19 protein-coding genes are annotated in these 21,700 nt (G+C 55.1%); 17 read left to right on the forward strand and 2 right to left on the reverse strand.

The annotated features are described in order from the left end of the window. Positions 1-88 precede the first annotated feature (88 nt). The 6 genes from GURA_RS04345 to GURA_RS04360 all read left to right on the forward strand — a co-directional run bounded on the left by GURA_RS04345 (position 89) and on the right by GURA_RS04360 (position 5,455). On the forward strand, positions 89-2,287 hold the full coding sequence (locus tag GURA_RS04345; RefSeq protein ID WP_011937786.1) for a glycoside hydrolase family 57 protein: 2,199 nt from the start codon (positions 89-91) through the stop codon (positions 2,285-2,287). Continuing rightward, on the forward strand, positions 2,275-2,448 hold the full coding sequence (locus GURA_RS24095; RefSeq protein ID WP_157046124.1) for a hypothetical protein: 174 nt from the start codon (positions 2,275-2,277) through the stop codon (positions 2,446-2,448). The genes GURA_RS04345 and GURA_RS24095 overlap by 13 nt, the downstream gene beginning before the upstream one ends. 37 nt (positions 2,449-2,485) lie before the next feature. Next, a complete protein-coding gene (gene galT, locus GURA_RS04350; protein ID WP_011937787.1) occupies positions 2,486-3,511 on the forward strand; it encodes a galactose-1-phosphate uridylyltransferase in 1,026 nt (341 codons plus the stop codon). A gap of 23 nt (positions 3,512-3,534) precedes the next feature. Next, positions 3,535-4,989 carry a glycogen synthase GlgA gene (gene glgA, locus GURA_RS04355; protein WP_011937788.1) on the forward strand — a complete coding sequence of 485 codons (1,455 nt, stop codon included), beginning with the start codon at positions 3,535-3,537 and terminating at the stop codon, positions 4,987-4,989. Positions 4,990-4,992: 3 nt separating this feature from the next. Beyond that, entirely contained in the window at positions 4,993-5,145 is a 153-nt protein-coding gene (locus GURA_RS24550) for a hypothetical protein (RefSeq protein ID WP_198134524.1), read from the forward strand. Positions 5,146-5,263: 118 nt separating this feature from the next. Beyond that, entirely contained in the window at positions 5,264-5,455 is a 192-nt protein-coding gene (locus tag GURA_RS04360) for a hypothetical protein (protein WP_041245749.1), read from the forward strand. A 99-nt stretch (positions 5,456-5,554) separates the two neighbouring features. On the opposite strand, the gene GURA_RS04365 is transcribed toward GURA_RS04360, so the two are convergent. Continuing rightward, complete coding sequence (locus GURA_RS04365; RefSeq protein ID WP_011937791.1) at positions 5,555-7,078, reverse strand: NapC/NirT family cytochrome c; 1,524 nt, start codon at positions 7,076-7,078, stop codon at positions 5,555-5,557. A gap of 263 nt (positions 7,079-7,341) precedes the next feature. On the opposite strand from GURA_RS04365, the gene GURA_RS04370 reads away from it, so the two are divergent. From GURA_RS04370 to GURA_RS23870, 7 genes are all read left to right on the forward strand, one after another. Next, complete coding sequence (locus GURA_RS04370; RefSeq protein ID WP_011937792.1) at positions 7,342-7,815, forward strand: cytochrome c; 474 nt, start codon at positions 7,342-7,344, stop codon at positions 7,813-7,815. Next, the gene (locus GURA_RS04375) at positions 7,812-8,597 is read left to right on the forward strand and encodes a 4Fe-4S dicluster domain-containing protein (RefSeq protein ID WP_011937793.1); all 786 of its coding nucleotides are present in this window, start codon (positions 7,812-7,814) and stop codon (positions 8,595-8,597) included. Before GURA_RS04370 ends, GURA_RS04375 begins: the two co-directional genes overlap by 4 nt. Before the next feature lie 2 nt (positions 8,598-8,599). Then, the gene (gene nrfD, locus GURA_RS04380; RefSeq protein ID WP_011937794.1) at positions 8,600-9,847 is read left to right on the forward strand and encodes an NrfD/PsrC family molybdoenzyme membrane anchor subunit; all 1,248 of its coding nucleotides are present in this window, start codon (positions 8,600-8,602) and stop codon (positions 9,845-9,847) included. Positions 9,848-9,992: 145 nt separating this feature from the next. Further along, entirely contained in the window at positions 9,993-11,834 is a 1,842-nt protein-coding gene (locus GURA_RS04385) for a DUF2339 domain-containing protein (protein WP_011937795.1), read from the forward strand. Between the two features lie 229 nt (positions 11,835-12,063). Beyond that, positions 12,064-13,137: a pyridoxal-phosphate-dependent aminotransferase family protein gene (locus GURA_RS04390; RefSeq protein WP_011937796.1), complete on the forward strand. Its 1,074-nt coding sequence runs from the start codon at positions 12,064-12,066 to the stop codon at positions 13,135-13,137. A 48-nt stretch (positions 13,138-13,185) separates the two neighbouring features. Then, positions 13,186-13,914 carry a hypothetical protein gene (locus tag GURA_RS04395; RefSeq protein ID WP_011937797.1) on the forward strand — a complete coding sequence of 243 codons (729 nt, stop codon included), beginning with the start codon at positions 13,186-13,188 and terminating at the stop codon, positions 13,912-13,914. A 151-nt stretch (positions 13,915-14,065) separates the two neighbouring features. Beyond that, positions 14,066-14,242, forward strand: coding sequence for a hypothetical protein (locus GURA_RS23870; protein WP_011937798.1), 177 nt, complete (start codon positions 14,066-14,068; stop codon positions 14,240-14,242). Positions 14,243-14,310: 68 nt separating this feature from the next. On the opposite strand, the gene rd is transcribed toward GURA_RS23870, so the two are convergent. Beyond that, on the reverse strand, positions 14,311-14,469 hold the full coding sequence (gene rd, locus GURA_RS04400) for a rubredoxin (protein ID WP_011937799.1): 159 nt from the start codon (positions 14,467-14,469) through the stop codon (positions 14,311-14,313). Positions 14,470-15,029: 560 nt separating this feature from the next. Here rd and GURA_RS04405 point away from each other — a divergent pair. The 4 genes from GURA_RS04405 (at position 15,030) to GURA_RS04420 (ending at position 21,698) form a co-directional block, all read left to right on the forward strand. Continuing rightward, positions 15,030-16,883, forward strand: coding sequence for a phosphoenolpyruvate carboxykinase (GTP) (locus GURA_RS04405; RefSeq protein WP_011937800.1), 1,854 nt, complete (start codon positions 15,030-15,032; stop codon positions 16,881-16,883). A 165-nt stretch (positions 16,884-17,048) separates the two neighbouring features. After that, the gene (locus tag GURA_RS04410) at positions 17,049-18,641 is read left to right on the forward strand and encodes a phosphoenolpyruvate carboxykinase (RefSeq protein WP_011937801.1); all 1,593 of its coding nucleotides are present in this window, start codon (positions 17,049-17,051) and stop codon (positions 18,639-18,641) included. A 213-nt stretch (positions 18,642-18,854) separates the two neighbouring features. After that, positions 18,855-19,988 carry a hydrogenase small subunit gene (locus GURA_RS04415; RefSeq protein ID WP_011937802.1) on the forward strand — a complete coding sequence of 378 codons (1,134 nt, stop codon included), beginning with the start codon at positions 18,855-18,857 and terminating at the stop codon, positions 19,986-19,988. Next, positions 19,989-21,698 (forward strand): nickel-dependent hydrogenase large subunit, encoded by a 1,710-nt coding sequence (locus GURA_RS04420; RefSeq protein WP_011937803.1) that lies wholly within the window; start codon positions 19,989-19,991, stop codon positions 21,696-21,698. Positions 21,699-21,700: the final 2 nt, after the last annotated feature.

Here is a 21,700-nt window from a genome sequence, read left to right on the forward strand (position 1 = left end):
AGAGCCGTTCGATGTTCGAAGTTCGAAGTTCTATGTTGAAAACCTCGAACCTCGAACCTCGAACCTCGAACCTCGAACAGGTTTTAACATGCCCAATCCCTTATACATAACCTTTCTCTGGCACATGCACCAGCCTTACTACAAGGACCCGCTCAGGGGGGAGTACACCCTTCCCTGGACGTATCTCCATGCCGTAAAGGATTATTACGACATGGCGGCCATTGTGGACGAAACTCCCGGCGTCAGGGTGGTATTCAATCTGGTCCCGTCACTTCTGGAGCAGATCCGGGACTATGCATCGGGCAGTGCAGTCGATCAGTTCCTGATCCATGGTCAGATGGCGCCGTCGGCTATGGCGGAGGAAGAGAGAATCTTTATCCTGGAAAACTTCTTCTCCGCCAACCGGCAGCGGATGATAGAGCCGTACAAACGGTATCTGGAACTCTACTGTCTTGCCGGTGACGGCGCGGGTGGGGGGATGCAGGAGCGGCTGCGCCATTTCCGCGACCAGGACATTCTCGATCTTCAGGTCTGGTTCTTCCTCGCCTGGACCGGCGAGGCTGCACGGCGCCGTTATCCCGAGTTTCGCGAACTGATCAGGAAGGGAAAGAACTTTACCCAGGCGGATAAGGCGCTCCTTTTCGCCCGGCATAAAGACCTTCTCAACGAGATCATTCCCCTTTACAGGAAACTCCACGACGAGGGAAAGGCAGAACTGTCGGTCACCCCGTACTTCCATCCCATCCTGCCGCTATTGTGCGATATGAAAAGCGCCAGGACCGCCATGCCGAAGGTGATACTGCCGACCGTCCCGTTCAAATGCCCTGAAGATGCCCGGAGCCAGGTGGCGCGGGGGATTGCGTGCTTTGAGGAGTTTTTCGGTTTTACGCCGCAGGGGATGTGGCCTTCGGAGGGTTCGGTGAGCGACGAAGCGCTCGGCATTCTGGCCGAATGCGGTCTGGTCTGGGCTGCCACTGACGAAGGGGTATTGTCGCACACGCTCCACGGGGGGATCGGGGCGAGCCGGGAGGCGCTCTATCACCCTTACTCTTTTCAGCAGGGAGGGAAGGAGCTGGCTCTCTTTTTCCGTGACCACGCACTTTCCGACCGGATCGGTTTCACCTATTCCCAATGGGAGCCGGAACGGGCCGCCGCCGACTTCACCGCCAGGTTGCTGGAGATCAGGGGGCGCGTTCACGGGGCACGGGTCGTTCCGGTAATTCTTGACGGAGAGAATGCATGGGAATACTATCCCGACAACGGCTACACGTTCTTGAGACGTCTCTACGGCATGATTGCCGAAACTCCGGGCCTTGAACCGGCAACTTTTTCCGAGGTCCTGGCCAGGGTCCCGGGAAGGCGGGTCATTACCCATATTCATCCCGGATCATGGATAAATGCCAACTATGGTGTGTGGGTAGGGCATCCCGAAGAAAACCTGGGGTGGGACTATCTGGCAAGGGCACGGGAGGCTGCTGTCGAGAACAACCCTACTGTTGCGGCACTTCTTGCCGGGAGGGGGCATGACGGGGCCGCCGCTGATGGAACTACGGCGCAACTGGTCTGCCAATCGCTCTATGCAGCTGAAGGGAGCGACTGGTTCTGGTGGTACGGCGATGACCACTTTTCTCCCCACAGTGACAGGTTCGATGCCCTTTTTCGCCGTCACCTGATGAATGTGTACCGCCTACTCGGCCTCGACGCGCCGCGCGAACTTTTCGAACCGATCAAGAAAAAGAGTCCGGCCGGTCTTGTCCGCGAGCCCGCAGCCTTGATTTCGCCGGTTATCAGCGGCATCGTGACCGATTATTTCGAGTGGCTGGCAGCGGGCCTCTATGATCTGACCAGGCAGTCGTCGGCCATGCACGCTGCTGAAAGCCTGATGCAATCCTTTTTCTACGGCTTTGACCGGAAATTCCTGTTTTTCAGGGTCGACGGCGTTCAATCCCTGGAAAAAACGATGCAGGCCGGAGATCGCTTGAATCTGCAGCTGATCCATGATAATGAATTCCGGTTGACCATGAGCCTGGGCGCGGATGAAGGCTCTCTGCTGGTGAAAAGCGAGGGGGAGTGGAGGGAAACCGGCACCCTCTGCCGCTGGAAGATAATCAAGATAGCCGAAGCAAGGGTTCCGCTTGAGATATTCAACCTGATGCCGGGGGACAAGCTCTTTGCCTTTGTCACGCTGATGCGCGGCGATGAGGAGCTGGGACGCTGGCCCACCGATGCCCCGCTCCTCATTAACTATGCGGGGCCGGACCTGGAACTGGAAACGTGGTTGATTTAGTAGCGGTCGGCGGTCGGCAGTCGGCAGTCGGCAGTCGGCAGTCGGAAGTCGGAAGTCGGAAGTCGGAAGTCGGAAGTCGGAAGTCGGAAGTCGGAAGTCGGAAGTCGGAAGTTGTGGTGATGACCATCGACTGCCGACCATTAACCATCGACCGCTTTTAACGACCATTAACTATCGACCGATTTTAAAGGAGTTTAAATGTCGGAATTACGCTGGGACCCTTTGAAGCTGCACTGGGTCATCATTGCTACGGAACGGGGGCGGCGGCCCCGTGATTTCCAGGTGGAGCAGCAAGAGGCGGAGATGACCAGCTGCCCTTTTTGTTACGGCAATGAGGACAAGACACCTGCCGAGATTTTTGCCATCCGTCCGTCCGGACCTGCCAACTCACCCAACTGGAAGGTCCGCGTCATTCCCAACAAGTATCCGGTGTTGCGCATCGAGGGCGAAATCAAGAGCAAGGGATACGGTCTTTACGATGTGATGACCGGTATCGGCGCCCATGAAGTAATCATCGAAACGCCGCAACACGAAAAGGGGCTTGCGGATTTGTCGGTGGCGGAGGTCACCGATGTTCTCATCGCCTACCGCGCCAGGTTCCTGGACCTGCGTCGCGACAGCCGCTTCCGTTACATGGTTCTGTTCAAGAACCACGGTGTCCGGGCCGGCGCTACCCTTGCCCATTCACACAGCCAGTTGATTGCCGTGCCGCTTACCCCTCCGGTGGCGGCAACGGAACTGAAGATCTGCCGTGATTTTTACGCCAACAAAGAGCGCTGCATATTCTGTGACTTGATAGATTTTGAGCTGACGTGCGGCGACAGGGTGGTGAAGGAATTTCCCAATTTCGTCAGCGTGACTCCCTACGCTTCCTGCTTTCCCTTTGAGTTGCGCCTTTATCCGAAAAAACACTCCCACGACTTCGCCATGATGGATGACGGCCAGTTGGCGGAACTGGCCGTAGCCATGAAGGACATGCTGTTACGACTGAAGACGGTGCTGAAGGACCCTCCCTATAACTTCATTCTCCACTCCGCGCCGCCGCAGCAACAACGTCTCGGCAAGCCTGAATACTGGGGGTCGCTGGAATACGACTATCACTGGCATATCGAGCTGGTGCCGCGATTGACCCAAATAGCCGGATTTGAGTGGGGGACCGGCTTTTACATTAACCCGACTTCGCCGGAGGATGCCGCTCTCTTCCTCCGGGAGGCGGAGATTTAGATGTCATATTTTTGCGAGGTTGTATGAAGATCCTGTTTGTAGCTTCCGAGGTCACACCCTTTGCCAAGACCGGCGGTCTTGCCGATGTGACGGCCGCTTTACCGAAAACCCTGAAAAAGCTCGGTCATGATGTGCGTATCATACTCCCGTTTTACAGTGAAGTGGAACGTGGCGGCCACGGCATCAGGAAAGGGCGGAAAAGCGTCGAGGCGGTCATTGACGGCGTAATGAAAAAGGGTCTCTTTCGCCATACTTCCCTTGGCGATATTCCCGTATATCTTATTGAAAACAAAGAATATTTTTCCCGCGACAACCTCTACGGCACGGCTGCGGGCGAGTATCCCGACAACCATCGCCGTTTTGCCTTTTTTTGTCGGGGCGTGCTCGACCTGCTGAAAAAGATGGATTTCCGACCTGACGTCATCCATTGCCACGACTGGCAGACGGCGCTGATTCCCCTCCTGCTCAGACGCGAGAAAGGTGAGGACCTGTTTTTCAGCAAAACAGGGGTCATGTTCACCATCCACAATCTTGCCTACCAGGGGCTGTTTGCCAAAGAGACCCTGGCTGAGATGGGGCTCGATTCTTCATATTTCACCATCGATTGCCTGGAGTATTACGGCAAGGTGAATCTGATGAAAGGGGCGATTCTTTCTGCCGACCTCATCACAACGGTTTCCGAGACCTATTGCCGGGAGATTCAGACCCCTGAATCGGGAAACGGTCTCGACGGGGTGCTTGGAGTGAGGAACGCCGATCTCCATGGCGTTCTCAACGGTCTTGACTATGATCTGTGGGATCCGGCGACTGACCGGGGCTTATACAAAAACTATTCGGTAACCGCCCCGGCAGGCAAGGCCGTCAACAAAAAGGGATTGCAGAAGCTCCTTGGCCTGGAACCTGCGGCGGATGTTCCGGTCATCGGCATCGTATCCCGTCTGACTGCGCAAAAGGGATTTGACCTTTTGGCAGAACTGATGCCGAAGTTTGTCCGGAGCCGTTTGCAGTTGGTAATACTCGGAACTGGTGACGAGAAATATCTGAAACTTTTGCAGGATATAAAGGCGCGCGGGGCGGGCAACATTTCGGTAAATATCGGCTTTCATCCGGAGCTGGCGCCGAAGATTTATGCCGGCAGCGATATCTTCCTCATGCCATCACATTACGAGCCGTGCGGTCTCGGGCAGATGATCGCACTGCGCTATGGCGCCGTTCCCCTGGTGCGAAAGACCGGTGGTCTGGCCGATACGGTCTTTGACGAGCAGGACGGGGCAACAGAACCTAATGGCTTTTCTTTTGAGGACTATACGCCGGAAGCCCTGTGGGAAACGGTGTCGCGGTCGTTGCAGGCCTTTGATGATAAGGGCGCATGGAAAAAGTTGATGAAGCGCGGGATGAGCTGTGATTATTCGTGGGATGCTTCTGCCCGGAGGTATGAGGAGCTGTACCGCCTCGCCCTCGCTAGAAAAGGGAGGTGACGCATGATGGACGAGAAAAACGACCTGGAACAGATTACCCAGGAAATCAGAAAGGTCATCGACAACAACAAAAAGTTTCTCGACCGTGTCTTTGATGAGGATTTCGAGTCGGAAGACGAGGGGGGCGTTGAGGCAGAGGCGTTCGAGGAGTTGTAATACGAAAAAGGCAAAAAGCCGCTCGAATCAGTAAGGTGCTGATGGAGCGGCTTTTTTGTTGCAGGATTATAATGCGGCATTGCACGATAGCATGTCTTTTTTCTCAGAGGACTCAATAATGGCGGATATGAAAGAGGCACTCGAAATGATGAAGGATATGGCATTGGAGCGTATTCGGATGCTGAAGGATGGAATCACGTTACATGACGATTTCAAAAGAGCTTATTATCTGCAGGAGTACGAGGCAAAGCTTTCAGAGATCAACAAGCTCATCAGGCGTCTCAAATTCAGGGTGATTCGCTTTCGATAGGCTTTTTGACGAAATTATTCTTGCCTCATCAAACTGTTTTGTGTCCAAGTGTACAAAAAACCCCGGGAATTGCTTCCCGGGGTTTTTTGTCATTAGTCGCTACTTTTCGTGTCTGCCGCTGCCGGGCACATCTTCGCCGCCGGCGCTATGGCATTCGCTGCAGTTGGTCTTATATATTTCGTCGCCGATGTCGACCGGATGGACGAAATTTTTGACCTGGGGGGCTCCTGCAGGAATATTTTCCTGCTTCTGTCCCAGAACCGTGTGGCAGAGGTTGCAGTCCTTGGAAATCACTTTTCCCTGGGCTGATTTATGTTTGCCGTCGTGGCAGCGGAAGCAGCCCGGCGTATAGAAGTGGCCGATATGGTTAGGATACGTGTTCCAGGACACTTTCATCTGTGGGAAGAAATTCCTGCGGTAAATCGCCTGGACTTCTACAACGGCTTTCTTGATTGCAGCTGCCTTCTCGGCGGCAACTTTGGGGTAGTTCTTGTTGTAGTAATCCTGAATTCCGCCAGCAATGGATGTATTTGCCTCTTCCGTGGTTTTGTATGGTTTGGTGAGAAGTTCAACCGCTACTTTCTTGACGTAGGGGAGGGCGGAGTCAATGTGGCCGCTGACAAAGTTTTCATCCATCTCCTGGCTCGGCGAACGGTAGATGTGGGTCGGCCGGTTGTGGCAATCGGTGCAGTCCATGAGGCGCTTGTTCGCCTTGGCGATCTCGTCCCTGGTGAGGGGCTTTTCGGTGCTCATGTATTCGGTTATTTTGCCGTCCTTTTCTTTAACGGAAATATACGGGATGTTCAGGCGCTTTTTGTCGGTAGCGATATAGGTGACCTCGCTGCCGATATGCCAGTGGATACCCTTTGCATGGGGCGACTTGGGCACACCGCCAATGTTGATCAGCATGTTTATTTCACGCGGGGTGTTGGCCTCATTGGGTGCATAGTGGTAAAATACTTTCTGACGCCCGGCATAGAACTTTTCCGGCCAGTGGCAATGCTCACAAGTGTCGCGGGCCGGACGCAGATTCTCGATCGGAGTCTCAATGGTCTCGGGATAGGTATGGAAGAGAACCGCATAGAGCTGGCGCAAGCCGGATATCTTGGCTTTCACGTACCAGGCGGCGCCGGGGCCCACATGACACTCAACGCACTTAACCTTGGCATGGGGAGAATTGCCCCAGGCGGTATGCTCCGGCTCCATCACCACGTGGCAGAGCTCGCCGCAGAAGGTGGTTGATTCCGTGAACTCAAACCCTTTGATGGAAGCGATCGAAACAATCAGGACAAAGATGATGGAGGCAAGGATGAAAAAGATGAACAGGTGCCGCCGGTGGGGAACGTTGAGATCGAGACGCGGATAGGGTGGAATCTCGACATCACCCTGTTTGCGACGTTCGTTCCTTACCCGGTAAGCACCGATCGGCACAAGCAGGAGCCCGAAAATGAGCATGCCGGGGAACAGAAAGTAGGTCATCAACCCAAGGTACGGCTTTTCCACCCCCGTAATGAATTCAAAGGACAGAAAGGCGATAATCAGGCCGGTGGCCGTTACAGCCAGAATCATGCCGATGAGGCTGATCATGTTCCAGGCGTACCCGGCGGTTTTTCTAATTGGCATAGTTCCTCCCTCGTTGTCTGGAGCTAAAAAATCGGATAACTCTACTATGCAAACACTGTTTTGTCAAAAAAAAGAAATTTCATTTACATATCTTAACTACGGTCATGACAAACCTTTCCGGCCGTTAACAATTTAATGAAAAAGATAGTTGCAAAGCTGTAAAAACGGCGTAAACTAAACAGTGTTATATTCCCACCCACATGCCGTGCACCTTGGGATTGCATGGCGCCAGCCGCTTGTGCGGAGTAAAGGAGGATGAGCCTGTGAAGAATCATGTTTGGCGACCGCTCTATGTGGCGCTGCTTGTCGTTGCGGCAATCCTGGTACTGAGAAAAGTGCTCGTGCCTGCGGATTTCGGCGTCGGGAAACGGGGTTACATGTATGGCTGGCATCGCGCGGGTAACGAGGCGGACTGGAAGGCTGTCAAGGTCAAGTACCGCTCGGCGGAGTACTGCAAGGAATGCCACCGGGACAAGTATGACGACATCAAGGCCTCACCCCACGCAAACATCGACTGCGAAAACTGCCACGGCCCTGCCCTGGGGCACCCCGCAGACCCGCCGACCCTGACCATCGACCGGAACCGGGAACTCTGCGCCAGGTGTCATTTCTACCTCCCTTACAAGACAAGCGGTCGGGGGAGCATCCGTGGCATAAACCCTGCCACCCATCATCCCGAGGCCGAGTGCGTCATGTGTCACTATCCGCATAATCCGAAATTGGAGGGGCGAAAATGATCACACGCAGAAACTTTTGCAAAAAAACCATGCTCCTGGTGGGTGGCATGGCTGTGCCGCTGGCAGCTTTAGAATTGTTCGACCCGAAAAAACTGCTGGCCGACAAATCTGACAAGGACAAGGTCCGTTGGGTCTTTCTGGTCGACACCACCAAGTGCGTCGGCTGTGGCTTCTGCGTCAAGTCCTGCAAAATTGAAAACGAAGTCCCCTATGACGCCAACGTGACGCGCACCTGGGTCGAACGTTACATCATCACCAAGGACGGGGCAACGCACATCGACTCGCCCAAGGGAGCCAGGGACGGGTTTGAAACTTCACAGATCGACCTTGGCGAGGGGAAATTCCTCGACATCAAAAAAGAGGACATCAGCAAGGCCTTTTTTGTGCCGAAACTCTGCAACCAGTGCGACAATCCGCCCTGTGTGCAGGTCTGCCCGGTCGGGGCCACCTATCAGACCGAGGATGGGGTAGTGCTTGTGGACCGATCATGGTGCATTGGCTGCGGCTACTGCATCATGGGATGCCCTTACGGGGTACGCTTCTTCCACCCGGTCTACCGCGTGGCGGAGAAATGCAACTTCTGCTACCACCGTATCACGAAAGGGATGAAGACCGCCTGTGTCGACGCCTGCGCCTTCGGCGCCCGTCAAATAGGCAACCTCAAGAACCCCGATGACCCGGTTACGAAGATCATCATGACCGAGCGGGTAAATGTCCTGAAGGAAGAGTACGGCACCAAGCCTCAGGTTTTTTACCTGGGGCTGACCAAGGAGGTTAAATAGCCATGGTACACGGAGAATTATGGACTGTTAAAGAACTGTTCGTCTATCCGAATGAATACATCTACTGGACTATCCAGATTGTCATGTACCCGTTCATGACCGGTCTGGTGGCCGGCGCCTTCGTGCTCTCCTCTCTCTACCACGTATTTGGCGTGACACAACTGAAAGGTATCGCCAGGTTCTCCCTGGTATTCTCCTTTGCCCTGCTGCCGGTGGCAATGCTGCCGCTCATGCTCCATTTGCTGCAACCGCAGCGAGGGATCGAGGTCATGATGACCCCCCACTTCACTTCGGCCATCGCTGCCTTCGGCATTGTCTTTTCCACCTACGGCATGATCGTCGCCTCGGAACTCTGGTTTGTCTACCGCAAGCACTTTGTGGAAACTGCCATGGAACTTCGCCAACTCGGCGACCGGACCTTTAGCCAGCACCTCAGGCATCTCCTCTTCTCAGCCCTGACCCTGGGGGCCATGGATATCAGCGAGCACGCCCTGGAAAAGGATGAAAAGGCGGTCAAGATTCTGGCCGGCATCGGTATCCCGGTAGCCTGTTTTCTCCATGGCTACGCCGGTTTCATCTTCGGCTCGGTCAAGGCCAACGCCCTCTGGATGACCCCGCTCATGCCGGTTATTTTTATCTGCTCCGCGGTTGTGTCGGGGATTGCCCTCTGCATGCTCACCTACATCGTTACCATGGAGGCACGCAAGCTTATTGCCGCCTGGAAAAGGAAGCAGTACCCGGAGCTTCCATCTCCGGAAGAACTGAAGAGTGCGGAAGTCCACGTGGTAACCATGACAGCCAAGTACCTGATCATGTTCCTGATCCTGGCCATCACCCTGGAACTCCTCGACCTGATCTTCCGCGGCTACACGGCGGTCAAGTCCTGGGACATCCTGCGCAGCGTCATCTACGGCAGGGACTTCGTAAATATCTTTGTCATCCAGTATGGCATGGGGAACCTCGTCCCCTTCATCATCTTTCTCCTCCCCCGTCTCACCATCAAACGGGCCGTGGCCGGCACCCTCATGGTGCTGCTCGGGGTCTTCATGATGCGCTGGAACGTGGTCATTGGCGGTCAGGCATTCTCTTCGTCGTTCGCCGGTTTCATGCATTACCACCTCCCCATCTGGCCCCATGACATGGAAACCTTCAAGGAGGGGCTTTTCGGCGCACTGACCGTCATCGTCACCCCCTTTATCCTGTTCTGGTTCCTCGACAAGGTTATGCCGGTTTTCAAGGAGACCCATTGACCGACGGCACCTTCCCCCGGTTACCCGGCGGGAGGCCCTATTTATACAGCAGGGCCTCCCGCAGACCCACGTCTATGCAATGGCATGAGCAGAAGTGAGTCGGGCAGGTACTTTCCGTGACCCGACCGCAGCAGAGGAGGGATTCATGGCAACAGATGCATCATCCCTGGAATGTCGGATCGAACAGCTCACCGCTCAAATGCAGGCGCTCACCGAACGGGTAGAACAGCTTGCGGCACTGCTCGACATGCCTGAGGCTGTCATTCCGGCAACAACGCCCCTCCAATCTCTCCCGCGCCCCACCCTGCAGCCTGCCGAACCCACCCCCCCTGCCGAGGAGTTCCCCCTCGGCGAACCAGAGGATGTCTCGGAAGAAATCCTCACCTGGGCTGGTCGGGCTTACTTCCTCACCCGCCTCTCCACCCTCTGCTTCCTCCTCGTGGTTGCGCTGATCCTGCGCACGGTAACCGACAACAACCTCATCAACACCCTGGCAGGTTCCATCCTGGGGATGAGCTACGCTGCCGTACTGATGCTGTTCGGCGGCTATAAATATGAGAAGAAAAGTCCTTTGGCGCCGGTGTTCTCCGCCTGCGGCGCGGTATTGATGAGTACCATTGTGGTGGAAACCCATAGCCGTTTCGCGTCGCTCCCCCTGGTCCCCGCCTATTTCACCCTGATGTTGACCGGCATGGGCATGGCATTTGTCAGCTACCGCTACAAGGCCCTGCTCCCCATTTCACTAGGGACTCTCGGCATGTGCCTGGCAGGGGCGGCGATCGACTATCCGCGCCCGTTCTTTCCCTATTTGGCCATGGTACTCCTGACCGCCAACATCCTCGGTTATTTTGCCGCCCAATTAAAACGCTGCTCCTGGCTCCGCTGGATAATTCTCATTGTCACCATGGTCATGCTCCACCTGTGGGCCTTCCGTCTGGGGATGGCCCTCCTGCGCAAGGAAACACCCCCTCCGGAGCTGGCCATGCCGTGGTTTCTCCCCGTCCTCGCTGTTTTTGCTGCGGTCTACCTGACACTCGCTTGCCTCGGGATCGTAAGGAGCGGTAGCGAACGGATTTCCCGGTTCGACTTCAGCCTCCCCACCCTTAATGCAGCCTGGGCTTTTAGCGCTGCCTTCTATGTGGTTAACGCAGGAGGAATGAGCAAGTTTCTGCTCGGCGGAATTGGCATAGCGGCAGCGATTGGCCACCTGGGGATGACCTTCTGGCTGGCTGACCGGAAGATGCCCGGAGCTCCCGGCACGAACTCCTTTGCCTTTGCCGGAATTGCACTGCTGGCCCTTGCGCTCCCCGTCGCAACCGGCAATTTCGTACTTTCGCTGCCGGCAATGTCCGTGGTAGCGTTCTTCATGTCCATTCTGTCACGGAAATGGCAAAACGGGGGAGTCCGCGCCACCATGTACCTGGCTGAGATCTATGCATGCCTGGCACTGGCGGCGTCACTCCAGGGGCAGAGTCCGAACGGATCGGATGTCGTCAATATCATTCCGGCCGGACTACTGGCCGTCATTTGCCTGCTCCATTACCAGTGGTGCCGAGAGTGGCCGCCACCCGCCACCTCGACTGTTTTTTCACGGTTCGACAGACACGACACGAGTGCCGTGGCCCTTCTGCTCGGCTCGCTGGCCAGTGCCTTCTTCATGGTGAGGATAATTATCAACCAGACCCTTGCCATCTATTTCGCCGCAGGTGACACAACAGGCATTTTCCGCTGCAGCCAGTCCGTTCTAATCAATGCCGCCGCCGCAGGAATCATGCTGTTTGCGTTTATCCGCAAGAACAAGGAACTGCGCAACGTCTCCATTCTCGTCACGGTTATCGGCGGGATCAAAGTCTTCCTCTACGACCTCCTCGGCACCCATGGCGTACCGCTCGTCATCAGCGTCTTTACCTTCGGCCTGGCGGCTGCGCTCGAATCGGTGGCTCTGGGGCGCTGGCAACAAATCAAAAGGGAGCCCCCCGCGGTGTAAACCATGCGGCGCCCACCCGGCGCCTGACTATTACCCCCTCATGTACCTGAAGCGCCTGAAAGTTAAGAGAGAATCATTATGGTGGCAATTGACAATTACCCCGGCATCTGCTAGCTTTAACAAAGCTCGGTACTGCCGAAACCTTCATCCACGGCCGCTTAGACCTGCTGCCGTCCCCCTCCACCGCAGACCGATATCAATTCTCAACTGTAGCTACGGAGCCAGCAACATGTCGAAAAAACTTTTTATCCCCGGGCCGATCGAGGTTGCGCCGGAGATCCTCGAAGCCATGGCTACCCCCATGATCGGCCACCGGATGCCGGAATATGCCAGGCTGCACAAAGGGGTGACGGATAAGCTGAAAGAGTTGCTGTTTACCCGGGAGAAGGTCTTTCTTGCCACTTCCAGCGCCTTCGGCGTCATGGAGGGAGCGGTGAGAAACCTTGTCGGCAAACGCTGCGCCAACTTTTGCAACGGCGCCTTTTCCGATAAATGGCATGATGTTACCAGGCGCTGCGGCAAAGAGGCCGATGCCATCAAAGTGGAGTGGGGAGAGCCGATTACCCCCGAACTGGTGGATGCGACCCTGGCCAGCGGCAAGTATGACGCCATAACCTTGATCCACAACGAGACCTCCACCGGCGTCATGTCGCCGCTGCCGGAAATTGCCGCAGTGCTGCGCAAGTACCCTGACGTGGTGTCTATCATCGATACGGTTTCTTCCATGAGCGCGGTGAAGATTCCGCTTGACGAACTGGGAATCGACTGCTGCATCTTCGGTGTACAGAAAGCCTTTGCCCTGCCGCCGGGGCTTGCCGTGTTCACTGCCAGCAACAAAGCCCTGGAACGGTGCAAAACAATCGAAGGGCGCGGCTATTATTTCGACTTTCTCGAATTTGCCGCTGCTGACGAGAAGGACAATACCCCCTCCACCCCCTGCATATCCCTGATTTATGCCCTGGACCGCCAATTGGAGCGGATTTTTGCCGAAGGTTTTGAAAAACGCTGGCAACGGCACCGGGAACTGGCCGAGTATGTCAGAGGATGGGTGTCGGAGCGGGGGTTCGGTTTCCTGGCTGCCGAGCCGTACCGGTCCCTGACGCTCACTTGTGCAGTGAACAGCAGGGACATCGATCTGGCTGAGTTGAAAAAAAGACTAGGCGAACGGAATTACGCATTTGACAACGGCTACGGCAAGCTGAAAGGAAAAACATTCCGCATCGCCCATATGGGCGATATGCAGCTGGCCGATTTACAGGATTTTACCGGGCAGATAGACGATATTCTGAAGTCGATGGCTTGATTTTTCGGTTGAGTCGTTATGCACCGTCTTCCGATAAAGGGAGGATTTATGCGGGTCACGGCACTATTGATCGGGTTTTTTCTGGTTATCACCGCTTCTTTGGCAACTGGCGAGGAGAAGACGCCGGTAGTCGCCGAACGGGTGCTTGTTGCGGAAATCCTCAAGGCTTACGGCGGAGAGCAGTCGCTGGGGAAGATCAGGACTGTTTTCGCCAAAGGCCACATCGATGCGTTCATGCAGGGTGATGAAGGCACGTCAACCCGTTATTTTCAACGGCCGAGAAAGCTGCGGGCGGAACTGGTCTATAAAAACTCTGCGGAAACCCGGATATTGAACGGCTCTCACGGATGGCGGCGCTCCAACAACAAACCGACGGCCGAGGTGATCGGTCCTCCCTTTCTCGGCATGGTTTATCAGTACAAATATCTGGACTTGCCCTTCGGTTTTCTGGATAATAGTTATACCATCACCTTGCTGCCTCGGGAAACTCTCCATGGCGAAACAGTGGATGTCCTGCTTTTGTCGGACGCCGAAGGTCCGCCAATGCGGGTGCATGTGGATGCCAAGACACATTTGATTGTCAGGGTTGTCGGCTCATTTTCTTTCGGCAGTATGGGCACTGAGCTTGCGGCAGAGTTTTTCGATTATCGTAGCGTGGAAGGGATACGGTTTCCTTTCAGAATTGTCAACTATGGCGGCGAGAACAAGATAGCAGAAACGTTGATAAACGAGATGCGGCTGAATCAAGAGATGCGTGACACGCTTTTCCAGCCGTGAAGCTTAGTCATAATTCCGATTTCAAATCAAGGATGAAATCAAGGCGACGAGGATTGAGGCGACGAAGGCGTGCAGATAGTACGTTGAGGAACCGAAGACGAGCCAACGAAGATAGCGCCTTGATTTGGAATTGGAATAAGGGGAGAAAACAATGAAATGTCCTAATTGTGGTGATAGAACGTCGGTGGAGATAGATATCCACTCATCCGGTTTTTCTGCCGAACAGTCGCCGGTCAAGGAATGCGGTGCCTGCGGCCTTGTCTGGAGGATAAAGATGGTTGGTGACAAAACCGAAATCGATATCATCAAGCCTGCCGATAAAAAATAACGCTGAACTGCGAAAGTTCTTACGGGAACTCTTCCGCAGTCCATGACCATGCGGGCCTGCCGGCAGTCTCAGACCGGCTCGAATAAATCCTTGCCTGCACCGCATACTGGACAGACCCAGTTGTCCGGCAACTGGGAAAACGGCGTCCCTGGCGCAATGCCGTTGTCTGGGTCACCTGCGGCCGGGTCGTAGACATATTGGCAAATGGTACAGACGTAGCTTTCCATAATCAACTCTCCTGATTTTTAGTCCCACCCAAAATTTCACCTCACCATACAAAACGCCCGATGATTTTCGGATAAAGGGGTGTCGTCCCGACGTCCCGGCTCTGTTTAAGCCTTTCTCTGAAGCTAAACTTCCTATTGCATGACTCTTTTTGCACTTCCGATGATTACGCGAAACATTGTAACAGGTAGGTGTTTGCTGTCAATTTTGCACGCAAACAAGGGTGAAAATTTTAGCTTGATTTTACAGGAGGTTGTGCTATTTTAGCAAAATTAAATATTTGTAGTTCGGGAAAAGACGCCAAAATTAAAGCTAAAAGGCACTTCCATTGGGCTGGACATGCCTTTGCCGACCAGAATTACCGTAGCAAGCAGGTGCTTCGATTTAGTTTGAGGTTCTATCCGCCACCAATGCTTCTCTTTTGTTTTCGAAACTCATTAAAGTAATTGAGTCAGAGTAAAAATCGGGTTTAATAACCCATATCCTGGCACCTAGAAGCAGAGGGCAGGCGAACTTTACTGTTATAGGCAAGAAACTTAACTACATTGGGGGGAAATGAAGAATGGCTTACGAAGTCAAAAACGAACAACTGCGGAAATGGGTGGAAGAAGTCTCGGCTTTGTGTGAACCCGAAAAGATACACTGGTGCGACGGTTCGCAGGAGGAATATGACAACCTGTGCAGCCTGCTGGTAAAGAGCGGCACATTCCGCAAGCTGAACCAGGAAAAACGCCCCAACAGCTACCTGGCCTGGTCAGATCCCGGCGACGTGGCTCGTGTTGAAGATCGTACCTTTATCTGCAGCTTGTCCAAACAGGATGCGGGTCCGACCAACAACTGGATGCATCCGAAAGAAATGAAGGAAACCCTGGGGAAACTGTTCAAGGGTTGCATGCACGGCAGGACGATGTATGTCATCCCTTTCAGCATGGGACCGCTCGGCTCGAATATTGCCAAAATCGGCGTGGAAATTTCCGATTCGCCCTATGTCGCAGTCAACATGCGGATCATGACGCGGATGGGCAAGGCTGTTCTTGATGTGCTCGGCGACGGCGAGTTCGTTCCGTGCCTGCATTCGGTGGGAGCGCCGCTGCAACCTGGGCAAAAAGACGTGCCGTGGCCATGCAACAAGGAAAAGTACATCGTCCATTTCCCCGAAGAACGCTCAATCTGGTCGTTCGGCAGTGGCTACGGCGGAAATGCCCTGCTCGGCAAGAAGTGTCTTGCCCTGCGGATCGCTTCCAAGATTGCCAAGGACGAAGGGTGGCTGGCCGAGCATATGCTCATCCTGGGGATTGAATCCCCCGAAGGTGAGAAGACCTATCTGGGCGCCGCATTCCCGAGCGCCTGCGGTAAAACCAATCTGGCCATGCTGGTGCCGCCCGACAACTTCAAGAAAAACGGCTGGAAAATCTCCACCGTCGGCGACGACATTGCCTGGATCAAGCCCGGGCCAGACGGGCAGCTGTATGCCATCAATCCAGAAGCAGGTTTTTTTGGCGTAGCTCCCGGTACTTCGGCCAAATCCAACCCCAACGCCATGGCCTCTTGTGCCAGTAACACCATTTTCACCAATGTGGCCTTGACCCCCGACGGCGATATCTGGTGGGAAGGAATGACCGACACCCCCCCAGCCGAATTGACCGACTGGCAGGGGAACCCCTGGACTCCAGGCTGCGGCAGGAATGCCGCCCATCCCAACTCCCGCTTTACTTCTCCTGCCAGCCAGTGTCCTTCGATCGATCCCGAATGGGAGAACCCCAAGGGGGTTCCGATCAAGGCCTTTGTTTTCGGCGGCCGTCGCAATAATGTCATTCCTCTGGTGTACCAGTCATTCAACTGGAGCTACGGAGTCTATCTTGCCGCAACCATGGGGTCGGAGACAACGGCCGCTGCCGTCGGCAAGGTCGGCGATGTCCGGCGCGACCCGTTTGCCATGCTGCCGTTCTGCGGCTATCACATGGCCGACTATTTCAACCACTGGTTGCAGATCGGGCGCACCAATCCGAATCCGCCACGGATTTTCAGCGTCAACTGGTTCCGAAAGGATGCCAACGGCAAGTTCCTCTGGCCAGGTTTTGGCGAGAATATGCGGGTACTGAAATGGATCGTGGACCGGGCCAACGGACGGGGTTCATCCATTGAGAGCCCGCTGGGATGGATGCCGCGCCATGAAGACCTGGACTGGAGCGGTTTGGATAGCGTTACCCGCGAGCAGTATTACGAGCTGATGTCCGTTGATCGGGATGTGTGGAAGGATGAAATCCTCTCCCACGAGGAGTTGTTCGTCAAGATGTACGACCGGCTACCCAAGGAGTTTCTGCATATCCGCGAGCTGATTCTTTCCGGCCTGTGGCGTTCGCCGGAGCATTGGGAGCAGATCGGTGAGGCAGCTGCCGAAGGATGGAATGAATAATTCCAATTTCACGTAGTAAGTAAAACACTCAATAAGCTGGGCGAAATTTTCGGAGCACTCCGGGTTTTTCGCCCAGCTTTTTTTATAAAATGTTCAACACGAGTCGATACAAGGCAATTTTCCAGTATACTCTGATAATGATCATACTTAACGGGAGGTATTACAATGAAACTAAACGATGTTACCCGTGGTACAGGGCTCGAAGAGCATGGCATCATCAATGCAAACCTTATCTACTGGACACCGCCGACAGCCGTGCTCTATGAGCAGATCGTCGAGCGCGGAGAGGGGCTTGTTTCGCATTTGGGAGCGTTGGCGGTGAAGACCGGCCACTACACCGGCCGTGCGGCAAACGAGAAGTTCATAGTCGATGAACCGACCAGCCGCGACCACATCAACTGGGGCAAGGTCAACCGTCCTTTCGATCCTGAAAAATTCGACTCCCTTTATAAAAGAATGACGGCCTACATGCACGGCAAGGACTTGTTCATACAGGACTGCTTTGCCGGCGCCAGCCCGAAGCACCGTCTTCCGATCCGCGTCATCGCTGAAAAAGCATGGCATTCCCTGTTTGCCAGAAACATGTTCGTCAAGGCGACTGCAGCAGAGCTGGAAAATCACAAGCCCCGGTTCACCGTCATCGACATGCCGAACTTTCACGCAGTTCCCCAAATCGACGGCACCAACTCCGAAACCTTCATCATCATCAACTTCGCCAAGAGGCTGGTAATCATCGGCGGCACCAGCTATGCCGGGGAAATCAAAAAATCCATCTTCACCGTGCTCAACTACCTGCTCCCCCATCACAGCAAGGTCATGTCCATGCACTGCTCCGCCAACACCGGAGAAAAAGGCGACGTGGCGGTTTTCTTCGGCCTTTCCGGCACCGGCAAGACAACGCTATCCGCTGCACCGAACCGCTCCCTCATCGGCGACGACGAACACGGCTGGGATGACGACGGTGTCTTCAACTTCGAGGGTGGTTGCTATGCCAAGATCATCAACCTTTCGAAAGAATCCGAGCCGGAAATCTATGAGACCACGAGGAAATTCGGCACCATCCTGGAGAACGTCGCCATCGACACCATCTCCCGTCGCATCGACCTGAATGACGATTCCTTTACCGAGAATACCCGTGCATCCTATCCAATCACCCACATTCCGAACATCGTTCCTTCCGGCATGGGCGGGCATCCGACCAACGTCATCATGCTCACCTGCGATGCCTTCGGCGTGCTGCCTCCGATTGCGCGGCTTACGCCGGAGCAGGCCATGTATCATTTCCTTTCCGGCTACACCGCCAAGGTGGCGGGAACCGAGGCCGGCATTACCGAGCCACAGGCGACCTTCTCCACCTGTTTCGGCGCTCCGTTCATGGCCCTCCATCCGTCTGTCTATGCGGAATTGCTGAAAGCCAAAATTGCCCGGCACAAAGTGAACTGCTGGCTGGTCAACACCGGCTGGAGCGGTGGTGCCTACGGTGTTGGCAGCCGGATGAAGATCGGCTATTCGCGCGCACTCGTCAATGCCGCTCTCGATGGAACCCTGGCCGCCGGCCAGTTCGAAAAAGATTCCGTCTTCGGTCTCGATATCCCGAGGGCCTGCCCCGGAGTTCCGGGCGAAGTACTCAACCCGCGCAATGTCTGGGCGGATAAGGCTGCCTATGATGCAACAGCCAAGGATCTGGTGGAGATGTTCCGCAAGAACTTCGAGCAGTTTAAGGCAAACGTTTCCCAGGAAGTGGCCTGCGTGCTTTAAGAGCCTCATATACATATTTATTTTGTGAAAGGCCCCGGAAATGTTCCGGGGCCTTTTTTGCCCATAAACCTCACCATTGCTTGACAAAATGTTATCGCGCTGTAAAAAGTAAAGTTAGACGGTGTTAATTTTTTGTTTTGTTGCCGTACTTGTTGCGAGTGTTTTCTCCATGTTGTCGAGGCAAACGATTGCATAAGCCGGGAGGGCCAGGCGATGGGAAGGAAGAAGGGTGAGACTCGGATAAATTCTAAAGAAGAATACGTGGGGATCTCAGAAATTCTGGAGCAAAAGGGGATCTCGCGACGGGACTTCATGAAATTCTGCACTGCCATGTCGGCAGCGCTGTCACTTCCCGCCACATTTGCTCCACAGATTGCCCGGGCCCTTGATGAAGTGAAGCGGCCGACCTTGGTCTGGCTGGAGTTTCAGGACTGTGCCGGGAATACCGAAGCACTTTTGCGGTCAGCCAATCCGACGGTGGCGGAACTGGTATTGGACGTCCTTTCCGTTGATTACCATGAAACCATCATGGCTGCTGCCGGACATCAGGCCGAAGATATCCTGGCGAAGGTGGTGAAGGAACAGAAGGGAAAATATATCGCCGTGGTCGAGGGATCAATTCCACTCAAGGACGGCGGGGTCTACTGCTGTATCGGCGGGAGAAGCGCCCTGGATATAGCCCGTGAAGTGTGCGGCAATGCCTTTGCCACCATTGCCGTCGGTTCCTGCGCTGCTTTCGGTGGTATTCCTGCTGCCGCGCCGAATCCGACCGGTGCGGTAGGCGTCAAGGATGCGGTTCCGGCAGCTACCGTCTTGAACCTTCCCGGCTGCCCTCTTAATGCCGACAATCTTACCGCCACGGTCGTCCATTACCTGACGTTCAACAAGCTCCCGGCAGTCGACAGTCTGGGCCGCCCCCTGTTTGCATACGGCAAGAGAATTCATGATGCCTGTGAGCGCCGGCCCCATTTTGACGCCGGCCAGTATGTGGAAGCCTGGGGGGATGCCGGCCATCGCAACGGCTTCTGTCTTTACAAGATGGGGTGCAAGGGACCGGCGACCTGGCACAACTGCCCGATCCAGCGATATAACGAAAACACCAGCTGGCCGGTAGGGGCGGGTCACGGCTGCGTCGGCTGCTCGGAACCGGTCTTCTGGGACAGCATGACCCCCTTTTACAAAAGACTGCCCCATGTGCCCGGCTTCGGCATCGAATACACCGCCGACAAGCTCGGCGCCGGTCTGTTTGTCGGGGCCGCCGCGGCCTTCTTTGCCCACGGCGTCGTCAAGGCGTTCCGCCATGAAATTGAGCCGTCTGAGCAGAGCAGGAAAGAGGGGGAAAAATAAATGGCCAAGCTCGTCATAGATCCCATTACCAGAATAGAAGGTCATCTGCGCATCGAGGCCGAGTTGAGTAACGGAAAGGTCGCCGATGCCTGGTGCAGCAGTACCATGTTCCGCGGCATCGAAAAGATCCTCAAAGGGCGCGACCCGCGTGATGCATGGGTGTTCACCCAGCGGTTCTGCGGGGTCTGTACCACGGTGCATGCCATCGCTTCCATCCGGACAGTAGAAAACGCCTTGGGAATAAGGGCGCCTGCCAATGCCGAACTGATCAGGAACATTGTCATCGGTATCCAGAACGTGCAGGACCATGTGATCCACTTTTACCACCTCCATGCCCTGGACTGGGTCGATATCACCTCCGGGCTCAAGGCCGACCCGGCGAAGACTGCGGCGCTGGCAGCTTCCATTTCAGACTGGCCGCTCAACTCTCCCACATATTTCAAGTCGGTGCAGGATAAACTGAAGGCCTTCGTCGGTCGCGGCAGGCTTGGCCCGTTTGCCAATGCCTACTGGGGGCATCCGGCCTACCGCCTCCCGCCGGAAGCGAACCTGATGGCTACCGCCCATTATCTCGAAGCGCTTGAATGGCAGAAGGATGTCATAAAAATTCACGCAATTCTCGGCAGCAAAAATCCCCATCCCCAGACTTTTCTCGTCGGTGGCATGGCGATAGCGCTCGATCCCAATTCCCAGTCTGCGCTCAACGATGCGAAGATAGCGGAAATCAGGAGCCTTTTGGCAAAAACACGGGAGTTCGTGGAGAAGGTTTATATACCCGACCTGCTGGCAGTGGCGTCGTTTTACAAGGAATGGGCCGGTATCGGCGCCGGTGTCGGCAACTATCTCAGCTATGGTGAATTCCCCCGCGATAACAGCGGCAAGCGGGAAAAGCTCTGGCTGCCGCAGGGAATCATCATCGGCAAGGACCTGACGAAAGTTCACCCGGTTGACCATAAGAAGATCAGCGAATACGTGGATCACTCCTGGTATGACTACTCGGTCGGTCAGGGGAAGGGACTGCATCCGTGGGACGGTGAGACGGAGCAGAACTACAGCGGTCCCAAGCCGCCCTACGAGTTTCTCGACACGAGCCGCAAATATTCATGGGTCAAGTCGCCGCGCTACGAGGACACACCCATGGAGGTCGGCCCGCTGGCGAGGATGCTCGTTGCTTACGCTTCAGGTCACATCCCTGTGAAAAAGGCTGTGGACGGTGTGCTGGCCAAGCTGAATGTGGGACCTGACGCCCTTTTCTCGACGCTCGGAAGGACCGCGGCCCGTGGCATAGAGACGCTGGTCATTGCCGAAGAGTTGCCCCAGTGGCTTGACCTGCTGGTGTCGAACATTGCCGGCGGCGATCTCTCCATTCATAACGGCGAAAAGTGGGATCCTGACCGCTGGCCGGCAGAAGCCTCCGGGTACGGCTTTCATGAGGCGCCTCGGGGCGCTCTGGGGCACTGGATAAGGATCAGAAACCAGAAAATACTCAATTACCAGGCAGTCGTCCCCAGCACCTGGAACGCTTCCCCTCGCGATGCCAGGGGAGTGCGCGGCCCCTATGAGGAGGCGCTTGTCGGAACGCCGATGGCAGATCCGCAGAAGCCGCTGGAGATATTGCGTACTGTGCATTCGTTCGACCCCTGTCTGGCCTGTGCCGTTCATCTGGTCGATCTGCAGCATAATGAACTGGTGCGGATTAACGTGACGTAGGA

The sequence above is a fragment of the Geotalea uraniireducens Rf4 genome, from assembly GCF_000016745.1.
Lineage (GTDB): Bacteria > Desulfobacterota > Desulfuromonadia > Geobacterales > Geobacteraceae > Geotalea > Geotalea uraniireducens.

Coding starts and splice junctions, on each gene's coding strand:
- GURA_RS04395 (WP_011937797.1), top strand. CDS start 13,186: ATGCGGGTCACGGCACTATTGATCGGGTTTTTTCTGGTTATCACCGCT.
- GURA_RS04405 (WP_011937800.1), top strand. CDS start 15,030: ATGGCTTACGAAGTCAAAAACGAACAACTGCGGAAATGGGTGGAAGAA.
- glgA (WP_011937788.1), top strand. CDS start 3,535: ATGAAGATCCTGTTTGTAGCTTCCGAGGTCACACCCTTTGCCAAGACC.
- GURA_RS04375 (WP_011937793.1), top strand. CDS start 7,812: ATGATCACACGCAGAAACTTTTGCAAAAAAACCATGCTCCTGGTGGGT.
- rd (WP_011937799.1), bottom strand. CDS start 14,469: ATGGAAAGCTACGTCTGTACCATTTGCCAATATGTCTACGACCCGGCC.
- galT (WP_011937787.1), top strand. CDS start 2,486: ATGTCGGAATTACGCTGGGACCCTTTGAAGCTGCACTGGGTCATCATT.
- GURA_RS04415 (WP_011937802.1), top strand. CDS start 18,855: ATGGGAAGGAAGAAGGGTGAGACTCGGATAAATTCTAAAGAAGAATAC.
- GURA_RS04385 (WP_011937795.1), top strand. CDS start 9,993: ATGGCAACAGATGCATCATCCCTGGAATGTCGGATCGAACAGCTCACC.
- GURA_RS04420 (WP_011937803.1), top strand. CDS start 19,989: ATGGCCAAGCTCGTCATAGATCCCATTACCAGAATAGAAGGTCATCTG.
- GURA_RS04410 (WP_011937801.1), top strand. CDS start 17,049: ATGAAACTAAACGATGTTACCCGTGGTACAGGGCTCGAAGAGCATGGC.
- GURA_RS04390 (WP_011937796.1), top strand. CDS start 12,064: ATGTCGAAAAAACTTTTTATCCCCGGGCCGATCGAGGTTGCGCCGGAG.
- GURA_RS23870 (WP_011937798.1), top strand. CDS start 14,066: ATGAAATGTCCTAATTGTGGTGATAGAACGTCGGTGGAGATAGATATC.
- GURA_RS04345 (WP_011937786.1), top strand. CDS start 89: ATGCCCAATCCCTTATACATAACCTTTCTCTGGCACATGCACCAGCCT.
- GURA_RS04365 (WP_011937791.1), bottom strand. CDS start 7,078: ATGCCAATTAGAAAAACCGCCGGGTACGCCTGGAACATGATCAGCCTC.
- nrfD (WP_011937794.1), top strand. CDS start 8,600: ATGGTACACGGAGAATTATGGACTGTTAAAGAACTGTTCGTCTATCCG.
- GURA_RS24550 (WP_198134524.1), top strand. CDS start 4,993: ATGATGGACGAGAAAAACGACCTGGAACAGATTACCCAGGAAATCAGA.
- GURA_RS04360 (WP_041245749.1), top strand. CDS start 5,264: ATGGCGGATATGAAAGAGGCACTCGAAATGATGAAGGATATGGCATTG.